The organism is Bifidobacteriaceae bacterium (assembly GCA_031281585.1).
GTDB lineage: Bacteria > Actinomycetota > Actinomycetes > Actinomycetales > WQXJ01 > JAIRTF01.
On record JAITFE010000054.1, the window covers coordinates 1 to 19,774 of the forward strand.

Below are 19,774 nucleotides of genomic sequence, written 5' to 3' on the forward strand. Positions count from 1 at the left end.
ACGAGCCGAGGTACCGCTCCGTCGTGGCCAGGCTCCCGTGCCCCAGCCAACGCTGGATGTCCGAAGTCGCCACCCCCGGCACGTCCAGCAAATGCACCGCGTAACAATGCCGCAGGCAACCTAAACGTCTAGATTTCCTGCGGCACACAATGGCGGCCCACTCGCTCAAAGCGATGACCGACTGCGGAACCGACACCTACATCGTGCTGCCCGCGCTGTCCACCTGCCTGGGTTACTCCTCAGTCAGCGCGACCGGCGACAGCGGCCCCCGATCCCCTCGGCGGTGTCATTCCAGTCACGTCGGTCGGCGGGCATCTGGTCGATGACCTCCCGGCCAGGTCAACGGCGGCACCGGCCAGGACCGAGGGCATCCGGATGCGTCTGAGCAGGGTACCTCGCAAGGCGGCGGAACGCTCACAGGCGACGGTTGACATTCAAGGGGTCAAGAACAGCGCGCACCGCAGCGTCCCATGCCCGCATGACCACTTCGTGCGCCTCTGCGGCGCTGACGCGGAGAACGCACTGGTGCGAGAGCGCGTCACGCCATTCGTTTTCGGTCGGTCCCTTGCGAGGCAGCACGCCTTGCTCGGGGTAGCCGCCGGTCGGCCCATAGCGTTTGAAAAGACGCGCGGCCTCCGCGTCAATGTGGCCAGCTTGGGCCAGGGCCCACAGGTCATACAAGTCGCGCGGTGCATTTCGAGTCGTTTCGAGCCACGCGGCAGTCTTCGCCCCGACAAACGCGCCAGCCGAGTAGGTGCGCAGGCGGGTCTTCGAAACGCCTTGGTGGCGCTACTCAATTTCGCAGTCCCGTGTGGGCCAATCTGCATAGCTACGCCCGTCCATCAATTGGATGCGCACACTTACGCGACCGATCCGGAAAGCGCATCCTTGAGTGTCCCTGACCGCAGCCGAAAGCCAAGGTTCGGCCCTTACCGAGCCGAACAGCGGCTCCATGTAGTCGCGAATGGCCTGGTCCAGGCGCGGCGCGACACTGGACCTCGCACCGACGCTGAGCAGGTCGACATCCTCCGACAAACGCAAACTACGCAGCACCGTGCGGCACAAAGCGGTGCCTCCGTAGAACACAAAGGAGTCGGCGAGACACGAGATCGCGGCCGACACGTGCGAGACGCCGAGGGACTCAGCACTGACGCCCGCAGCCGCGTTCGACGCCCTTAGCCCGAACAGTCCAGGACCCGCAATGAGCATGTGACGCCTCGTCGACACCCCCAAAGACTGAGGAGCGGCCAACACCTGCGGAGCCGAGCCTCCAACGTCCGGTGGGGATGCTCGGGGTCTAGCGACCCATCTGTGGTGTCGGGTGTGCTCCGGTGCGGTAATGTCCCTGGAGAATGCCTACCGAGGACTGCGAGGGCCCAGATGAGCAAGAATTCGGGGATTGAATTGGCGGCCGCCATAGACGGGCTGCGGCGCGAATTGGAGGCTGCGGCCGAGGCGGGCAAGGCACGCGACCTGCGGTTCGAGGTCCAGGCGGTTGAATTGGAGCTGCAGGTGGCAGCGACAACTGCTGGTTCGGGGAGCGCGGGTGTGAAGTGGTGGCTGATCGAGGCTGGCGTGGAGGGCTCGCATGAGGTGGCCTCGACCCAGACCGTCCGGCTCACCTTGACGCCTCGCGCTCAGGGCGCCGCCGGGAACGCTTCGTCTGATCTTGTTCTGCTGTCCGCCCAGGACGGGTAGGCCGTGGCTGAGCCAGTGCGCGCCGGCCTGCTCGAATACCAGGACGCTGCGGGCCAGAACCGGCGTGGTTCCTGCTACGTGCTGGGCCGTGGCTTGGTCTTGACGGCGCGGCATTGCGTGGCCCAGGCGAGCGGCCACCGGGTCCATTTGGGCGCGGGCCAGGTACCTGCCGCGGCCGAAGTGGTCTGGGAAAGTGGCCACGAGCAGGTCGATTTGGCGTTGCTGCGCGCGGAAGCGTTCGCTGATTGGAGTCTTGTTCCCCTGGCACGCATCCAGCCTGGCGTCAATCGGGTTGAGAATTGCCGGTGCGAGGGCTATCCAGCGTTCATGAGCGATCCGAAGGGATCGGAAGGCGGCCGGGAGGACCGTCTGGCGGTCTTGGATGGCCGGGCGCGCTTGGTCCATGTGGGGCGGAGCAGCGAAAACGTCGCCTCTCCCATGCGCGGTCAGTTCGTGGCCGATCCGGGCAGGTCGGACATGCACCGGGCCGAAGTCGATCCGGACAAGGTTTGGCGCGGCATTTCGGGCGCGGCGGTCGTGGCGCGATCCAGAGGGATCGAATACTGCCTCGGCGTGACCGCGTCCCGCCGTTCGCCGGAGGCGGGCGGTCAGTTCAACTTCACTGTTTTCGATGCCGTCGCCGAACTCGAGGGTTCCACCGCTGGCGAGTTCTGGGGTTTGGTGGGCGTCACCGGTCCGGATGGGTTGACGGTATTGCCGGACGATGCCGCGCAGCCGGGCCCGGCGGTGAAACGGGCCTCGCGCAACCCGGTTGTCCGGGTGCCGTCGTGGCCGGGCCGGGCCGACGGATTAGTCGAGCGCGCGCAGTTTCGTGAGGTTCGAGACGGCGTGTTGGGTGGCGAAGGACCGCACCGGTTCACGCTGACCGGATTCAGGGGCACCGGCAAGTCCCAGATCGCCGCCGCTGTGTGTCGAAGCTGCGCTGACGCCGACTGGCCAGTGGTTAGTTGGATCGACGCCCGGTCTGAGGCCGCGATCAACGAGGGGTTGTGGCGGGCGGCCGATGCGCTGGGGATCGCCTTTGAGGGCGACCAGCCCCGGCAAACCGTGTGCCGATTGATCGATCACTGGAACCAGCACCCGGACCGGCGCCGGCTGCTGGTGTTGGACGACCTGCGAGATATGGCCGACTTGACCGGCCTGGGGATCGCCCCTGGCGCTGCGACGCTGGTCATAACTTCGGCCCATCCGAACGTCAGGGACCGCGCTCCTATCGAGGTCGACGTGTTCGGGCTGGACGAGGCAGTCGACTGCCTTGAGGGACAGACTGGACTAGGTGACCGGGCGGGAGCCAGCGCCGTGGCTGAACGCCTGAGCCGCCATCCACTGAGTTTGTCGCAGGCGGCCTGGGTAATCCGCCACCGGCGGTTGGCCTATGAGGTGTATCTGAAGGAGTTGGATGGCCTCGCCAAGGGACTGCGCGTTCCGGACGATTTGTTCGAGGCGACACCGGACGCGGACGCTCCGTACTATTCGACGGCGTACGAGGCCATAGCCTTGAGCGTCAAGACTGCCCTGGCCTCGGCCAGGCGCCGCGATGTGGTTCAGGGGCTGCTTGACACCTTCTCCGTGCTCGATGGTTCTGATCTGGCCGTGGATTGGCTGACTCCTCTGGTTGCGGCCTTTGACCTCAACACAGCTCTGACCGTGCTGAGCGACGCGGCGCTGGTGCGGCGCTCCAACAACGAGAGGGTTGGCCGGATGCATGGCGTGGTGGCCATAGTGATCCAAGAGTTGAATCGTCAAGCCGGCCGGCTCACTCCAGTCGGAGGTGACAAATTGGTCCGGGGCGTCAGCGTCGAAGATGACGCGACGGCCGCGCCGGTCCAAGTGTTGGCCCAGGTCGACCCGACTGACAACACCACTTACCCGGATTACGGCCGGCAAAGAGAAACGGCCACCGACCTCGCGCGGCACCTGGCCGCCTTTTGGTCCAATGCGGGCCGAAGCGCCCGCGTCGCCGAGGTCATACCGGCGGCGTCACGGTGCGGCGCGGCACTCAGAGACTTGGGCGATCCCTACACCGGCGCAGCCGTCGCGGAATTGGCTTCGGCAGTCTGCCTTGGCGTCTTGGGCCCGCACCATCCCGACACGCTGAAATCCCAGAACGGGCTGGCTTTAGCCCACCGGGCAATGGGTCGACTAAAGGAAGCGATCAGGCTGCATGAAGTGGTTCTGGCTGATCGTGAGCGGTTGCTGGGCAGGGACCATCCTGACACGTTGAAGACCTGCGCAAACCTCGCCTTGGCCTACCGATCGGCGGGACGGGTGGAGGATGGAGTCAGGTTGTATGAGGCGGTTCTGGCTGATCGCGTGCGGGTGTTGGCCCCGGACGATCCCGACATACTAAACTCTCAGAACAGCCTCGCCTTGGCCTACCGATCGGCGGGCCGGTTGGACGAGGCGATCACCTTGCACGAGGCGAATTTGGCCGCTCGCGAGCGGGTGTTGGGCCCGGACCATCGTGACACGTTGAAGTCCCGGAGCAACTTGGCTGGTGCCCTCATGGAAGCCGGGCGGTTGGACAAGGCGATCAGCTTGCACGAGGCGAATCTGGCGGATCGTGGGCGGGTGCTGGGCCCGGACCATCCTGACACGCTGAGGTCCCTGAACAACCTCGCCTTCGCCTACCGATTAGCGGGCCGGTTGGACGAGGCGATCACCTTGCACGAGGCGAATCTGGCGGATCGTGAGCGGGTGCTGGGCCCGGACCATCCTGAGACGTTGACGTCCCGAAATAACCTCGGTGAGTCTTACAGACTGGCGGGCCGGTTGGAGAAAGCAGTTGGTTTGTGCGAAAGCAACCTGGCCGATTCCGAGCGGGTGTTAGGGTCAATCCATCCGCACACGTTGAGGTCCCGGAACAACCTTGCCTTCGCCTACCGATCAGCGGGCCGGTTGGATGAGGCCATCAGCCTGTTTGAGACGAATTTGGCTGATCGCGACCGGGTGCTGGGCCCGGACCACCCCGACACGCTGAGATCTCGGAACAACCTCGCCGTGGCCTACCGATCAGCGGGCCGGTTGGATGAGGCCACCAGCCTGTTTGAGACGAATTTGGCTGATCGCGACCGGGTGCTGGGCCCGGACCACCCCGACACGCTGAGAACCCGCAACAACCTCGCCTTCACCTACCGGTTGGCGGGCTGGCTGGGTGACGCGGTCCGGCAGCATGAGGCGGTTCTGGCTGATCGTGAGCGGGTCTTGGGCCCGGAGCACCCCGACACCTCAAGGTCGCGGGCGAACCTCGCGCAGGCACTGGTCGAATGGGAACGCCCCGACGAGGCGCGCAGCGTTCTTGAACCCGCTTTGTCTGCGGTCGCCACGCTCGATCCTCGTCATGATGTGCGCCGGTCGGTCGAAGAATTGGCTGTCAGCCTGGGGTTGGATGTCGATAGGGCGACCTGATTCCGGTGTCGGAGTTCGTCTGCCCCAGCACGCGGTTCCAAGTCGTGCTCGGTGGGCGTTGTGTTGACCAGCCTGAATCGGAGGCTCACGGGTAATAGGGCTGGGGCTGGCCGATGCGGTCCTTGAGTACTACGGGGATGTCACCCTCAAGGCTGATGGTGATTTCGTGTGGTTCAGTCGAGAGGCCCTTGCTCCTCGTCGTCTGAGGGGTGGCGCGCGGTGTGAGTGGAGCCCGGCTGGTCTACGGCGACCTACGCATGGTACGACTCCCTGCCGGCAGTGACGGCGGCGTAGAAGCAATCACGGGTCGTTGTGGGCGTGAGACCCGTGGTTCGCATCCACCGTAAAGTCCTGGTCGCGGCAGGCGGTGACTGAATGGCCCCGGTTTGGCCGCGGCACTCCCCAAGCGACCGGTAGTCTACAAGGACAAGCAGCGGGCGCTAGTACGTCTGCAGCCCCTCGGCACCACAAAGTCGTGGTCGATCTGGGCGGGTGCCACCCCGAACTTAGCTGCCCATTGTTCCCGCTCACGATGCGCTAAAGCGCCGGTCGCTTCGACGGCGCGGCCGACCCTTGCTGCGCGTTCTATGCGGCCATCCTCAAACACCGCCGACTCCTCCCCTCTCCCGCAGCCAGATGCGCATCCTTGCGGCCGCCGCCTTGGGCAACGCCGTGGTAACAGTTTGCAGCCGCTCAGGGTCGACACGGGGAAGCAGGGCCACGGCCGCCGCGCGAGCTTCAGCGGACATGCCGCCCAGGTCCGGGCGCAGGGCCAAATCGACCATCGTCTGCTCGACCGTGGCCACCCTCATCACGCCCAGCCCGCCTTCCACGAGAACCGCACGGATCTTGGCTGCGTCTCGCACGGTGAACACGATCCTCCCCCCGGTGGCCAGGGTCACAGGTCGGTGTTGCTCAGGTACTGCGATCACACTTGCCCCAATCGCGCGGGGTATAGCCCCCCAGTGACGCGCCGCGCCAATTCCTGCCAGCACGGGGACTCGATCACCATAGGCTGCGGTCGCATAGGCCATCGCCGCCTCCTCGAGCGTGGGTTTCCAGGCCGTATGGAGGCCAACGGTGTCCGGCTTCGCCACGTACGTGCCATGGGCGATCCGGACCACCAATCCCCGTGCGTGAAGACGCACCAATTCCTTCTCCGGGTTCACATAGATTCCCCGCAGCATTACTGGCCTTACCGTTCGCATGGGCGCACGGGCGATGGCGAGCGGCAATCGCCCCGCCCGCATTGTTGCATTCATATGCACAACACTACCTATAAGGGAGTGTTGTGCATATCCCCGTCGCGGTGTTGGTTCGAGGGAGCTTCGGTCGGTGTCGAAGTGATGGTCCATGTGGTCTGGTCTGTTAGACTATGCTGATGACTCTGACTGTGAACGTCGCCGACGCCAAGGCCCGGCTCTCCGCCTTGTTGGCGGCGGCCGAGGACGGCGCCGAGGTTTACATCGCGCGAGCCGGAACGCCGGTTGTTCGCCTGGTGCCTGTCGAGCATCGCCGCCCACGGGTCTTCGACAGTTGGCCGGGGCAGTTTGACGCCGCCGCGCGGGAGGCCTCGCTGGCCCCACTTGACGAGGGGGATCTCGCGGACTGGGGGCTTTCGTGAAAGCCGTGCTGGACACCCATGTGGTCCTGTGGTCCCAGCGCGACTCGCAGTTGCTGTCCCGCACGGCCCAAACGATTCTGGCCGACCTGGACACCGAATTGCTGCTCTCGTCGGTGGTGCCCTGGGAGTTGAGCGTCAAGGAGCGGACCGGCAAGTTGCCCCAGGCGCGCCCGCTGCTCGCCGACTTCGCCCAGGTCAGATCAAACTTGGGCAGCGTGGCGCTGCCCATCGCCGACGAGCACGCGCTGCTGGCTGGCTCGCTGGACTGGCCTCACAAGGATCCGTTCGACCGCATGCTGGCCGCGCAGGCCATCCTGGCCGGGGCGGCGCTCGTCAGCGCCGACCCGACCTTCGACACGCTGACCGGCCTCGCCCGGATTTGGTGACACCGATAACGCGCCGCTTGCCGGTTCCCGGAGGCCTTCACGGAAAGTGCCGTGAGGCCTGCGGGGGAACCGGCTCGTTCACGGGCGGGCCGCCTGCGAGGAGTTGGCGGGGACCCGTTGGCGGCGGGCGAGCAGATGGGCCAGCACGCCCTGGCGGGGCGAGAACAGCCAGGCGGCCAAGAACACGGCGGTGAGGACAAGCACAATGGTTCCGCCGGTCGGGAAGTCCCACGACCAGGAGACGTAGAGGCCCACCAGGGCGGACAGGGCACCAATCGACGGGGCCAGCAGCATCATGACCCCCAAGCGGTCGGTCAGCAGGCGGGCGGTGGCGGCCGGGGTGACCAGCAGCGCCAGCACCAGGATGTTCCCGATGGTCTGCACGCTGATCACCACCGCCAGGGTGACCAGCACATACAGCGCCAAGTCGAGCCAGAACACGCGCAAGCCGAGCGCGCGGGCGGACTCGCGGTCCAGCGACACCGTCACGAACTCCTTGTGCAGCAAGAACACGGCGAGCAGCACAATCAGGCCGGTGCCGCCCACCACGTACAGGTCGGAGGTGGGAATGCCGGTGATGGACCCGAACAAGAACTGTTGAAGGCTTCCCGCGTAACCCGGCGCCTGGGAGATCACCACCACGCCCAGCGCGAAAGCGGCCACGAACAGGATCCCGATGACGGAGTCCTCTTTCAGCCGCCGGTTTTGCGAGAACACCGCCACCAGGATCGCGGTCGCGACACCCGCGACCGAGCCCCCAATCACCAGGTTCCCGCCGGCCACGAACGCGACGGCGAGCCCTGGGAAGACGGCGTGGGCGACGGCATCGCCGATAAAGGCCATTCCGCGCAACACCACGTAGGAGCCGACAACGCCGCACACGACCGAGGACATCACAGCCACCGCGAGCGCCTTCGGCAGGAACGCCAAGTCCGGGTTGAGCAAATCAGCCAGGAAATCTATTGGGCTCACGACGCGGCCGCCTGAAGCATCCGCAACAGCGCCGAATCCGGCCCCACGCCGAACGTGGACGCCCACGCGTCAGGCCGGGCCACCAGCGGGCCGGGGGCACCCGCGGCGACCACGGTCTGGTTGAGCAGCGCGATCCGGTCCGCGCCGTCGATGGCGCCCAACAGGTCATGCGTGGTGGTGAGCACGGCCCGACCCTCATGGGCGATGTCCGCGAACAGCGCCCCGAGCAACTCCTGGGTGGGCATGTCCAGGCCCGCCAGCGGCTCGTCGAGCAACAAAACCGCAGGCCGTAGGGCCAGCGCGCGGGCAACCAGGACCCGCTGCCGTTGCCCGCCGGAGAGTTGCCCCACCGGGCGGTCCGCCAGGTCGGCCAGGCGGACCCGGTCCAACGCGTCCGCCACCGCCTCCCATTCGGCCGCGCCGGGCCGCCGAAACAGGCCAAGCTTTCCGGCCAGGCCGGTGGCGACCACGTCCGCCACGCTGATGGGGAATTCCCAGGCGAACTCGTGCCGCTGCGGGACGTACCCCACCGCCGCCCGCCCCGGCTTGGCGGGACGCCCCTCCACCAGCACGCGGCCCTGGGCGGAGCGCTGCAAACCGAGGATCGCGCGCAACAGGGTGGTCTTCCCGGCCCCGTTTGGGCCGATCAACGCCACGATTTCGCCCCGGTCCACGGCCAGGTCCACATCCCGCAGCACCCGCCGGCCGCCCAAGTCGACGGCCAGGCCCCGCACCACCAGGGCCCGGTCGGGCCGCGAATCGGTCACGGCCGCACGCCCGCGCCCGGCGCGGCGCCGTCCGGACCGCCGCCGACGCCGTCCGCCCCAGCGGCCGCGCGGGCGGCCAGGACGCGTTGTTTGGCCCGTCTGCCCCGGATGATGGCCGCGCCGAAGACCGCCACAAGGACCACCGCCACCAGCGCGATCGCGCCTATCAAGATGGGCACAAGCGGATCGCCGCCAGCCGCCGGCGCGGCCGCCGCAGTCGCAGTCGCGGCGGGGCCGGTCTGCTCCGCCCCGGCGGCGCCCGCCTGGGCGGAAGCCGCCGCCGCGCCGCCCCATTCGGCGGCCAGGGCGTCAGCGGGCGCGGTGTCGCTGCCCACGGCGAAGCGGACGAGTTGCGTGTCGGCGACGGAGGTGCCGTCAATCAGGTCGGCGGAGGCCTCAAGTTCCACCAGGTAGACGCCGGGCTCGGTAAACGCCCAGTTGGCATGCGTGTGGGTGTTCACGTCAACCCACAGCGGCTGCGGCTCGGCCACGCGCGAATCCCACAGGAGTTGCGGCTCGCCGAAGCTGCCCGATTGGAGGAACACGGTCATGACGCCGGGCCCCTGGACGCCAAGCAGGGTCAGGGTGACGCCGCGGTCGAGTTGTTCCATGACCTCGGGGTCCTGGGTGTTCCAGCCGACCCACACAACGTCCGGATTCTGCGTCTGGGGGGACACCCACACGCCCTGCCCCGGCTCGGCGCCCAGGAAAGAGTAGGCCGGGTCTTCGGGGGCGGGAAGCTGGCTTTCGTCGAACAGGTGGAAAACAGTCTCCGCCGGGTAACGCCACACGCTGGTGGCGTTGGCGTCGGCTTTGGCGACGTCATCGTGAATGAGGAACTTCCACTTCCCGTCAACGAACCGGGGGCCCATGTCAACGTGCCCGGCGGTGAGCACGCGTTCGCCGTGCACCACGGCCGCGCCCGCGGACAGGGTTTGATCCAGGTTCGGATCTTCCTCGCCTTCCGCGAACGCCGGAGCGAGCCCCGGCCCCGACCCAAGCCCCAGCCCCGGCCAAGCGAGAAACGTCAGCGCCAATGCGCCCGCCAACCCCGCCACCAGCAACGTCTTCTTCATGCGCTCCATCAATTCCATTAGTCCCGTCCGTAAATCAGCCGGCCGCCAGGCACTCCCGCAACGAGTCGGCGTTGAACCGCATCATCTGGGTGTAGCTGGTGACCGTGTTGGAAAATGTGTCGCCGTAGATGGGGCAGACGGCAACGTCCTGCTCGGCGGCGACTTCGACAAGGGTGGACGACCGGGCGGCCAAGTTGGGCTCCAGGAACACCGCGGGCACGCCCAGGGACCGGATCGTTTCGGTCAGCTTGCGCCGGTCCGCCAGCGACGGCTCGGCCGCCGGGTTCGGGGTCACGAATCCGGCCACCACCAGGCCGTACGCGTTGGCCAGGTACCCGAACGCGTCATGGGTGGTGACCAGGTAGCGGTCCTCCGGCGGGATCTCGGCGATGACGTCCCGCACGTAGCCGTCCGTGGCCTCCAATTCCGCCAAGTAGGCGTTGGCGTTGGCGGCGTAGTCGCGGGCGTGCGCTGGGTCCACCCCGATCAGCGTGTCGCGGATCAACTGCGCGTACGCCATCGCGTTGCGCGCGTCCTGCCACAGGTGCGGGTCGATCTCCCCGTGCACATGTTTGCCAAGCACCGCCTGAGCCAACTGGTACACCTGGTCGCCCGCGTGTCCCAGGAAGGAGTACTGCGAGCCGGGAGGGATTTCCTCCAGCGCCTTCGCTGGCACTTCGATCACCACTTGGTCCGGCGAGTAGGCCGATTGCGTGTGCTCGCCGCCCCCGTCCGGGTCGTAGCGGACCTCGAGCGCCTCCGAATCCAGGTTCGCCGTCAAGTCCGCATGGCCCTTGCCGAGGATCACCGGGTCGGCGATCCCGGCCTGGCGGGCGGCCTCCGCGGGGTTCACCCCCACCGCGAACGTGTACACGGCCTGCCCCAGGGCGATCGGCTTGGAAGTGCCGTCCACCTGGAGCTTCGCCCGCAGGGTGATGGCGTAGACCCCGGCTTTGGTGAACGCCCACGTCAAGTGCGTGTGCGCGTCCGCCGGCAACGACATGGTGTCCGCCTTATACCCGTTCGCGGCGTCGAATCCGTCCGAGGAGTCGAAGTACACGTCCGTGTCCCCGAAGCTCCCGGTCAGGTACGCGAAAACGTCGCCCGGACCGGTCGCGTCCACGGCGGACAGCAGTACCTCGGAGGTGCGGGTCGCACCGAAGCGCCCCCCGTCCCCCTGCGCCCGCAGTCCCAGCCAGATGGTGTCCAGGGTGACGTCCTCCACCAGCGGGATGATCTCGGCCGCGTACTTGACGGACTCCTCCGCCAGGGACACCGACACGGCGTCCTCCGCCAGGTTCGCGTCAAGGGTTTTGATGACCGACTGCTCTTCCAACATTGCGTAGTTGGAGAACGCCACGTCCGCGTAAACCACGTTCCGCGCGTCCCGCAGCGTGGGCTCATAGGTGTGCGGGTCGCCGCCCGCCGGCACCAGCGAAACCACCTGCACCAGGTCGCCGCCCACGTGCCGCACCAGGTCGCCCAAGATCCCGGTGGTGGTGACCACCCGCACTTGGTCCGTTTCCGCGTCTAACATCGGCTTCGCGGTGCAGCCGGTCAACAACAGCACGCCGCCGATGCCGACCGCCACCCCCGCCCGAAACCCCCTCATCCGGGTCCCCCGGTCGCCCGCCGCGACGCCGGGCGCCGCCCGCGCCGGCTCTCCGGCGGGATTGTCCGTCGCAGGACCCACTTCACCCGCGCCTCCGGCTCCTGCCGCGCCGCCACAGCAAGCCGCCCCCAACGGCACCCACCGCCAGCAGGCCGCCCAGGATGGACAGCAGCAGCGGCACTCGGTCATCCCCGTTCGCGGCGGGCGCGGCGGCCGTGTCGGCCGGGTCTTCCCGCACGTCGGAGCCCTGGCCGGACCGCGTCTCGCGGGACTCTTCGACTGCGGCCTGGTCGGCTGGCTCCTCGGGCGCCTCGACGGCATCGGACAACAAGGCCGCGTTGGAGATGGCGCCGCACCCCGAACCGTTGCCGGCCGCGGAGGCCGGGTCGACGTCGCCGACTGCGATTGTCAACGTCTCCGTGTCGGACGAGGTCTGGCCGTTCGCCAGCGTGACGGTCTGCGTCATGTTCAGGCGGTAGATGCCCTGGGCGGAAAAGGCCCAATTGGCGTGCGCGTGGACGCCGAGCGGGATGTCGTAGCCGCCGCCCGAGCCCGCGAACACTGTCTGCTGCACCCCGCCGAACGCCCCCGAGAGGTAGACCTTGACCGAACCGGGCCCGCTGACGCTGTTCAGCGTCCACGTCACCGACCCGCGCGCGTTGCCGGCGTTCAACGCCTCCGTGGACCAGCCCAGCCAAACCAGGTCCGGGTTCTGCGTCTGCGGCACCTGCCAGACCCGCGCCCCGGCGGCCCCGACCGATTCGTATCCGGGCGGAAGGGTCACCAAACTGGACGGCTTCAGCCACAGGATCACGCCGGAGGGCTGCCGGTAGACCTTCGACCCGGAGGTGTCGTCGCCGATCAGCGACTCAAGCTTGCCGGACACAATCCTGGAGGCGTAGTCGATGTGCCCGGCGGACAGGATGGTGGCCCCGCCCACGCAACCGGACGCCTTGACGGTCTTCGAGGCCGGGACGCTTCCCCCGCCGGCGCCGCCCGTGTCCGGCGGCGGCGGGCTCCCGGGCTGCGCGTCCTGGCCGGTCTGCCGGCCGCAGTTGGCCGGGTCGACCTGCATCACGTCCGCCGTGCCCACGGCCACCGCCAGGGTGAACGCGTCCGAACTGGTCGCCCCGGAGGCCAATTGAGCGGTCCGCCACATCGACAGGCAGTAGTTCCCCGGCGCGGAAAACGCCCACGAGCCGTGCGCGTGCGTGTTCTTCGGAATGGTGAACCGGTCCGCCGCCGTGACGCCGTCGCGCGTGTTGAACAGCACGTCAGGCTGCCCGAACGAGTCCGTCACGTACAGCGCGAACTCGCCCGGCCCCGTGACGCCCGCGAGGCTCCAGGCCACGCCGCCCGTGGTCGCGCTCACCGCGATCGCCTCCGTGGACCAGCCCGGCCAGAGCAACCCCGGCTGCTGCACCTGCGTCACCTGGTACACCGAGGACCCGGCCGCGCCGAGGAAGCTGTACGCGCTGAAGGGCGGAACCACCGTCCTCGAATCCGGCCGCAGTTGCAGCACGGTCTTGGCCGGGTCGCGCCACACCGGGTCGCTTGACCGGGTGGTGTCCTTCACCTTGGTGACGAGCGCCCCGCCTTGGATGAGCGACGCGATGTCGACATGCCCGTCGTTGAGCACCGTGGCGCCCGCAGCGTTGACCGTCCCGTTCGGCACGTCCCACACCGCCCCGGGCTGCTGGGGGCCGCCGCCTCCTTGGCCGCCGTTGTTACCCCCTTCTCCGCCGATGCCGTCTTCACCGCCGCCATCGCCGCCGTTCGGGTCGTCGCCGATCCCGTCTTCACCGCCATTGCCGCCGTCCGGGCCGCCGGGCTGGGAACCTGGATCGTCGCCGGTCTCGTCCGGCTCTTGGAAGCACCGGGACGGGTCGAGGCCCATCACGTCAGCCTGGCCAACGGCCACCGCCAAAACGAAATCGTTGGAAACCGAGGCGCCGCCGGCCAACGTGGCCGCGCGGGTGAACCGCAGACAGTAGCCGCCAGGCGCGGAGAATGCCCACGAGCCGTGCGCGTGCGTGTTCTTCGGGATGGTGAACAGGTCCGCGCCGTTGATCCCGTCGCGCGTGTTGAAGAGCACGTTCGGCTGCCCGAACGCGCCCGTCTCATACAGGGCGAACTCGCCCGGCCCCGCGACCTGCGTCAACGCCCAGTCGACCCCGCCCTGGGTGGCCGTCAACGGGATAGATTCCGTGGACCAGCCCGGCCAGAGCAACCCGGCCTGCTGGGTTTGCGAAACCTGGTAGATGTCGGCCCCGGCCGTCCCGAGGAACGACCACTGCGCGCCCTCCGGCACCGCGATCCGCGAACCCGGCCCCAGTTGCAGCACGGTCTTGCCCGTGTCCCGCCACACCGGGTCTCCAGAGCCTGTGGTGTCTTTGACCTTTGTGACCAGGGAGCCGCCCTCCAGCAGCGAGGCTATGTCCACATGCCCGTTGTTCAGCACAACCGCCCCGGCCTGGTTGACCGTGCCGTTCGGCACATCCCAGACCGCGTCCGGCGGACCGTCGCCCTCGCCCGGCCCGCCTTGGCCGCCCGAGCCTTCCTCGTTCCCCGGCCCGGGCTGACCGCCCGGCCCGTCCTCGTCACCGCCGGAACCGCCGCCGTCGCCCGGCTCGCTGCCGCCGCCACCGCCGCCGGGGCCGCTGCTGTCGCCTGGTTGGTCGGCATCGTCGGTGGTTTGGAAGCACTGCGCCGGGTCGATCTTCTTCACGTCGACCTGGCCGACTGCGACCGCGAGCGTGAACTCGTGGGAGGCCGCCGCGCCGGACGCGAGCACAGTGGACCGCTCGAAGCCCAGGCAGTATGCGCCCTCGGCGCTGAATGCCCAAGTCCCGTGGGCGTGGACGGCCTTCGGGATTGCAAAACTGTCTGCGGCGGTGATTCCGTCGCGGGTGTTGAAGCGCACAATGGAGGCCCCGAGGTGGGCCGGATCCAGGGTGTAAAGGGCGAACTCGCCGGGGCCGGACGCCTTCTTCAAGGTCCATTCGACCCCGGTCTGCGTCGCCTCTGGGGGGATCGCCTCCGTGGACCACCCCGGCCACAGCAGCCCGTCTTGCTGGGTTTCCTCGACCTGCCACAGCGGGTCTCCAGGGCTGCCGAGGAAGGAGAACCCCGCCAGTTCCGGCACCGCGGTCTGGGAATCAGGCAGGAGTTGGAACACAACATCCTCCGGCGCGTGCCAGGAGGCGCCGTCTTTGGTGGCGTGCGCCGCCCCTTCCACGGTGGTGTCTTTGATCTGCGTGTTCAAACGCCCGCTTTCCAGCAGCGAGGCCACGTCAACGTGACCCAGGTTCAGGATTGTCGCGCCCGAATCGGTCTGAGCCCAGTTGTCCACCTGCCAGGCCGGGGTCTGGGGCTGGCCCGGTTCTTGGCCTTCCCCGGGGCCAGTCTCGCTTGACGGGCGGGTCCATGAGTCTGGGTCTTGGACGCACGTTGCGTCAAGTGCGCCATGATCCGCCCCAGACCAAGTGGCCCCTTGGTAGCTGTAGCCGGTCGAGTAATTGCCGCTGTAATCCGAAGGGTCCAGCGGCCCATCGACCACCAGCGTCAAGACCCGGTCCTCCACAATGGGGCGCTCCCCATTGACAAATGTCCACGTGGCAGACACGCAGTACTTGCCGGGCGCCGTCACGCGGAAACTGGGGCCAAGGGTGGACGAGCCAGCGGCGAAGGTCAGGCTGCTAGTTGCCGGAGTTGAACTGTTGAGAGGGGGCCACGTGGTGGGGCTTCCGGTTTCGATCACCAGATCACCCGGACCGTTCACCCGTGTCACATCAAGACGAATGAGTCCCTCGCTAGCGGGCAGGGAAGCCGCATGCATATCCAAATCGAACACCTTCGACAATTCCCCACTTGTCATTCGCCCCACCAGATAGGGCAGTTCGCCCAGTTGCCGATGGAGGATGACGTCCTCGAAGACGTATCTGGTTGGCAGCGCGTCATGCCGTGCGGTGTGGCGGTCCAAGAACACGTCCACGGCCGATGGACCAGATGGTCCAAGCGAGATATCGACTTTCCCCGAATCGATCACAACCGGAGCCGCGGCCTCGGCCACCGGAAGCGAATGGGCTGGCGGCTCAGGAAGCGGCAGCGTTCTCCCGCAGGGAGTGACCGTCCTGGGGTCGACTTCGGAGCCGACCGCCATTGTCAACCAGCCGCGGCTTTCTTCCACGCCGCCGGGCAACTCCGCGACCACGGCCGCCGCGAGGCAATACACGCCCGGCGCCGTGAACGACCAGTTGGTGTGGCCGTGTTGACCAACGAATGTGTTGTAGAACAGCCCCGGAACGCCGCCTTCCTTGGTGCTGAAGGTGATGACCGGCGAACCTGTAGAACCACCGCTCCATCTGACGAAGTCACCCGGCGCGGCGGAGCCGTTGGCGCCGGTCACCGCGTCAATCCGGAAACCGAAAATCGTCGCGTTCCTGGGCAATGACGCAAATGATTCGTCCTGGGTCGAAGCGCCGATCCACGGTGCGGCGGCGTTGTTGACCTGGGGACTGTTCCAGATGGTTGCGCCCGGTTCCCCCAAGAAGGAGTAATCGGCCCCTGGGCTGTTGACCGCCGGAAGCGTCATCTTGATGTCGTCCGGGTGGTGGACAACCAAGTCGTCCAAGGCGACAGTGCCAACGCGGTCAATGTGAGCCTTGAGGGTGAGCCCTTCCTGGCGCTCGGGGTCCTCAAGAACGGGATAGAGCACGTCAGCGTGCCCTTTGCGCAGAATTGTGATTCCCGGCGGGTCGAGGTCCGGTTCAGGCTCCGGCTCGGGTTCGGGTTCGGGTTCCGGGTCAGTGTCGGGCGCCGTGGCGCCGGTGCCGCAGGCGGCGTTGGCCGGGACTTCGTCGCCGACCGCGAATTTGAGTGTCCGGCTGGTTGTGGTTGGTTCGGTGGCTTGTTCCAGGTAGAAGCTGAAGTTGTAGGTCACGCAGTACATGCCGGGTGCGGTGAAGCGGTGCACCAGGTCGATCATCCGCTGCATCGCGGTCGCGTTGGCCGGTATTGTCCAGGGGGCTGGGGTTCCTTGTGGTTCGCCAGTCGCCGTTTTGCCTGTCCCGGTTTTGAATTGATTGGCGTCACTGCGGGGTGAACTGGTCAGTGAGCTTCCGCTGGTGCCCATCCGGTACATGGCGTATGAGCCCCCCTCTGGGCTGATGGTGCCGTCGAGTGAGATGGTTAGCGTTCGGTCTGGTGCGTGGCCTATTCCTCTGACGATGTTTGGGTCGATCACGAACTGTAGTGACAGCGCGGTTTCTGAGTTGGCGAACCGAGCGCTGGTCCAGGCCTGGCTGCCGACGGCCCCCAGCCACGCGAAGGCCTCTCCGTCCGGGAGCGTTGAGCGTCGTGAGTCGTTTATGCGGTACACCAGGTTGTCTGTGTTGTGTTCGATCAGCTCGGTCGTGGCACCGACCTCGCCGGGTACCACGCGGAGATACTGTGCGCCCTCTCCGACCTCCACCACCGGCTCCGGCTCTGAGCCGCCCTCCTCCGCGTGCGCTGGCGCCGCGCCCATGGACAGGGATCCGGCCAGGACAAGAACAGCTGTCAGGATGGCGGCGGAAGCGTGGCGCGGGGAGGACACAGTAGGAGCCTCTTTCGTTGTCAGGTGGTTTTCGGAAACCGGAGTAGAGCCACGTGACGGACCTGGGAACTCGTGGTACCGCGAGCCGCCGGCAATCCGGCCGCGAGGCCTCTATTAGGAACGATTATGGTTCTTACACGAAATCATGCTCACCCCGCTCCAACCTGTCAAGTCCGCACCGGCGTCCGGTGGGCGGATGTCGCCAACCGGTCCGGCCGGTGCCTGCGGTTCGAGTCGGCCGGCCGGATGGACTTCTCGGCGTTGCACTGGACCCCGTTTGAGGTCGAGAACCCCGCCCACCACGTGGAGCTCCCACCATCCACCGCACCGTGCTGCGGCCCGCCGGGGCCGCCGTCCAGCCACGCTTGGGGCGAGGTCAGACACGTGCCTTGCGCTCCCACGCCGCGCCGTGGAACCGGATTGCGAACGCCACCGAGCGGACCCCCCATTCGGCGACCTGGACCGCCCACACTCCGACCACCCCGTAGCCGAGCGCCACTCCCACAATCCAGATCGCCGCCACTCGCAGCACCATCGTCACGCTTGCGACCGTCGTGGTGAAGACAGCGTCGCCAGCCGCCCTCAAGCCCGACGGCAGCAGGTACGAGCCCGCCCACCAGAACAGCAAGCGCGCCGCAGACGCGAGCAAGAAGATCGCCAGCACATCGCGGCGAATCGCATCTGGTGTGTTGTAGAGCCCCTCTAGCCAGCCGAACACCGCCAGCATTGCGGCCGCCGCGGCGACTGAGACCCCAGTCGAAGCCACAAGAAAAGACCGTATGAGCCTGCGGGCGTCATCCAGGCGACCCGCTCCGACGGCCTGCCCCACGATCGGCACCAACGCCAAGCACATGGCCTGCGGAACGATCTCGCTGAGGCTGATCAACGACTGCGCCACCGCGTTAGCCGTGATCGCGGGGGTGCCCATGCCCACCACGAACGTCTGCGTGACCAGCTTGCCGCCGCTGAAGAACAACGCCTCCGCGGCGAACGGGATCCCCAGCAGGATCACCCGGCGGGCGGCGGCCCAGCCTGGCCGCCAAAGGACGCGGAGCCTCGAACCAGCGCCGGCCAGCAACGGGGACTTGACCAGCAGAAGCACGGCCAAGACCGCCGACAGGTAACGCGCGGCGACGATGGCGACCGCGAGGCCCGCCACGCCAAGCCCCAGGCACCGCACCAAGACCAGCGCGGCAAGAAGGTAGCCGCCGTTCATCGCCACTGTCAGCCACAAGGCCGGCACGGTGCGCGCCGCGCCGCGCAGCGCCGCGGACACCGCCTCGACCAGCGCCTGCGCGGGATAGGCTGCCGCGAGACCCACCAGGTACACGCGGGCGAACCCGACGGCATCGTCGCCCGCCGGGCCGAGCAAGGCCTGCGCGACCGGGCCGCTCGACGCGGCCAGCGCCGCCCCGACCGCCAACGCGGGCAAGACCGAGACCGCGAGCGTCGCGCCGCATGCCTGCGCCACGCCGGTGGCGCCGTCGCGGGTCCCGCGCCCCAGGTCCTGGGCGACAATGATCGAGCCTGCGGTCGCGAGCGCCAGGAACACGCCCACCAGGAAGACGTTGAGGTACTCCACCGTGCTGACCGCGCTGATCGCCGCCGGGCCCGCGTCCGCAACAAGCATCGGGCTCAGTGCCGAAAAGCCGATGATGAACGCCTGGCTGACGACCACTGGGACCAACAAGGCGCCCACGGTCCGGGCGCTCATCTGCGATGTCGCAAACAAGCGGTGAGCGACCCGTGCGGCGGACGGACTGCGGTGCCGCGGCGCCGGCGTGGCGCTCACGGGCGACCGCGCCGGGCGGCGGCGCCATCCGACGTGGCACCGCGGCCCAGCGGCAGCGGTCGGGTGCCCCTCGCGGCGCGGTCCAGCGGCAGGCTGCCGCTCGAACCCGCTGTGCCCCCTGTCACGCTCTGGCCGAGCGCCGCCGCAACGGCGCGGTCTCGCCGGAGCGTGTGAATTGACAGACCTGCGCCCCAGCGCCACATCGGGAATCCCTTCGCGATCATTAACGGTCAAGAAAACTCGCGGGATCATTGTAGAGCGTCACTACGGCGCTAAGAATGCTCGTAAATGGACGTACATGATCGTTTCGAGACGGGTTACCGGGTCCTCCACGGCACCAGCGGGGAACACCCGCCGTCGTTCGTTCCACTCGGGCACTTGCGCGATTCGGTCCGCGTCGCCGATCAGCACCGCCGGGTCGCCGGGGCGGCGCGACTCGACTGCGGGCGTGGCGTCCAGCCCGCCGACCTCCCCGATCGTCTCCACCACCTCCAGCACCGATCTGCCCGCCCCGGTGCCGGTGTTGAACCCGTCGAACGGCCGCTCGCAGCGGTCCGGGCAGTCCAGGGCAGTCATGCGCGCGGTGGCGATGTCCCCATGCGGACGCAGTCCCGCACGCGGGTGCCGTCCGGCGTGGGGTGACCGTCGCCGAACATGGCGCGCCGGCGGCCCTCGTGAAGCTTCGGCAGGACCATCTGGGTCAGGTGTGTTGGCACCCTGGCGTTGGGCGGGGAGTGACCGCAGCTGGTCGTGATGGGACCCCCGCGATTGCGGCCTACCCTTGGACGCTGCCAACGCCTCCCGCGAATTGGTTGCCGTCAG

Annotated in this window: 12 protein-coding genes and 2 pseudogenes; 5 read left to right on the plus strand and 9 right to left on the minus strand. The window is 67.7% G+C overall.

From position 1 onward, the window contains the following. Positions 1–414: 414 nt before the first annotated feature. Positions 415–1,209, minus strand: a pseudogene (locus LBC97_05750) (nucleotidyl transferase AbiEii/AbiGii toxin family protein). A gap of 171 nt (positions 1,210–1,380) precedes the next feature. Here LBC97_05750 and LBC97_05755 point away from each other — a divergent pair. Together LBC97_05755 and LBC97_05760 are read left to right on the plus strand one after the other, a co-directional pair. Continuing rightward, the gene (locus LBC97_05755; protein MDR2565556.1) at positions 1,381–1,698 is read left to right on the plus strand and encodes a hypothetical protein; all 318 of its coding nucleotides are present in this window, start codon (positions 1,381–1,383) and stop codon (positions 1,696–1,698) included. A gap of 3 nt (positions 1,699–1,701) precedes the next feature. Next, positions 1,702–5,127: a tetratricopeptide repeat protein gene (locus LBC97_05760; GenBank protein ID MDR2565557.1), complete on the plus strand. Its 3,426-nt coding sequence runs from the start codon at positions 1,702–1,704 to the stop codon at positions 5,125–5,127. A 599-nt stretch (positions 5,128–5,726) separates the two neighbouring features. Here LBC97_05760 and LBC97_05765 read toward each other — a convergent pair. Further along, positions 5,727–6,314, minus strand: a complete 588-nt coding sequence (locus LBC97_05765; GenBank protein MDR2565558.1) for a type IV toxin-antitoxin system AbiEi family antitoxin — start codon at positions 6,312–6,314, stop codon at positions 5,727–5,729. Positions 6,315–6,508: 194 nt separating this feature from the next. On the opposite strand from LBC97_05765, the gene LBC97_05770 reads away from it, so the two are divergent. Together LBC97_05770 and LBC97_05775 are read left to right on the plus strand one after the other, a co-directional pair. Next, entirely contained in the window at positions 6,509–6,751 is a 243-nt protein-coding gene (locus LBC97_05770; protein MDR2565559.1) for a type II toxin-antitoxin system prevent-host-death family antitoxin, read from the plus strand. Next, positions 6,748–7,137: a type II toxin-antitoxin system VapC family toxin gene (locus LBC97_05775; GenBank protein ID MDR2565560.1), complete on the plus strand. Its 390-nt coding sequence runs from the start codon at positions 6,748–6,750 to the stop codon at positions 7,135–7,137. Before LBC97_05770 ends, LBC97_05775 begins: the two co-directional genes overlap by 4 nt. 78 nt (positions 7,138–7,215) lie before the next feature. Here LBC97_05775 and LBC97_05780 read toward each other — a convergent pair whose 3' ends face one another. From LBC97_05780 to LBC97_05800, 5 genes are read right to left on the minus strand one after another with little or no spacing between them, the layout of a single operon-like run. Next, a complete protein-coding gene (locus LBC97_05780) occupies positions 7,216–8,109 on the minus strand; it encodes an anchored repeat-type ABC transporter permease subunit (protein ID MDR2565561.1) in 894 nt (297 codons plus the stop codon). After that, on the minus strand, positions 8,106–8,876 hold the full coding sequence (locus LBC97_05785; protein ID MDR2565562.1) for an anchored repeat-type ABC transporter ATP-binding subunit: 771 nt from the start codon (positions 8,874–8,876) through the stop codon (positions 8,106–8,108). The genes LBC97_05780 and LBC97_05785 overlap by 4 nt, the downstream gene beginning before the upstream one ends. Next, positions 8,873–9,952 (minus strand): choice-of-anchor M domain-containing protein, encoded by a 1,080-nt coding sequence (locus LBC97_05790; GenBank protein MDR2565563.1) that lies wholly within the window; start codon positions 9,950–9,952, stop codon positions 8,873–8,875. The genes LBC97_05785 and LBC97_05790 overlap by 4 nt, the downstream gene beginning before the upstream one ends. A 34-nt stretch (positions 9,953–9,986) precedes the next feature. Beyond that, positions 9,987–11,645 carry an anchored repeat ABC transporter, substrate-binding protein gene (locus tag LBC97_05795; GenBank protein ID MDR2565564.1) on the minus strand — a complete coding sequence of 553 codons (1,659 nt, stop codon included), beginning with the start codon at positions 11,643–11,645 and terminating at the stop codon, positions 9,987–9,989. A 1-nt stretch (position 11,646) separates the two neighbouring features. After that, positions 11,647–17,160 (minus strand): TIGR03773 family transporter-associated surface protein, encoded by a 5,514-nt coding sequence (locus tag LBC97_05800; GenBank protein MDR2565565.1) that lies wholly within the window; start codon positions 17,158–17,160, stop codon positions 11,647–11,649. 126 nt (positions 17,161–17,286) lie between these two features. Between LBC97_05800 and LBC97_05805 the strand changes: the two are divergent. Further along, positions 17,287–17,481, plus strand: a pseudogene (locus LBC97_05805) (hypothetical protein). Positions 17,482–17,536: 55 nt separating this feature from the next. Here LBC97_05805 and LBC97_05810 read toward each other — a convergent pair. Then, positions 17,537–18,874, minus strand: coding sequence for a hypothetical protein (locus LBC97_05810; protein ID MDR2565566.1), 1,338 nt, complete (start codon positions 18,872–18,874; stop codon positions 17,537–17,539). A gap of 342 nt (positions 18,875–19,216) precedes the next feature. Continuing rightward, the gene (locus tag LBC97_05815; protein MDR2565567.1) at positions 19,217–19,528 is read right to left on the minus strand and encodes a hypothetical protein; all 312 of its coding nucleotides are present in this window, start codon (positions 19,526–19,528) and stop codon (positions 19,217–19,219) included. Between the last annotated feature and the right edge of the window lie 246 nt (positions 19,529–19,774).

Coding starts and splice junctions, on each gene's coding strand:
- LBC97_05755 (MDR2565556.1), top strand. CDS start 1,381: ATGAGCAAGAATTCGGGGATTGAATTGGCGGCCGCCATAGACGGGCTG.
- LBC97_05765 (MDR2565558.1), bottom strand. CDS start 6,314: ATGCTGCGGGGAATCTATGTGAACCCGGAGAAGGAATTGGTGCGTCTT.
- LBC97_05770 (MDR2565559.1), top strand. CDS start 6,509: ATGACTCTGACTGTGAACGTCGCCGACGCCAAGGCCCGGCTCTCCGCC.
- LBC97_05790 (MDR2565563.1), bottom strand. CDS start 9,952: ATGAAGAAGACGTTGCTGGTGGCGGGGTTGGCGGGCGCATTGGCGCTG.
- LBC97_05810 (MDR2565566.1), bottom strand. CDS start 18,874: ATGAGCGCCCGGACCGTGGGCGCCTTGTTGGTCCCAGTGGTCGTCAGC.
- LBC97_05815 (MDR2565567.1), bottom strand. CDS start 19,528: ATGACTGCCCTGGACTGCCCGGACCGCTGCGAGCGGCCGTTCGACGGG.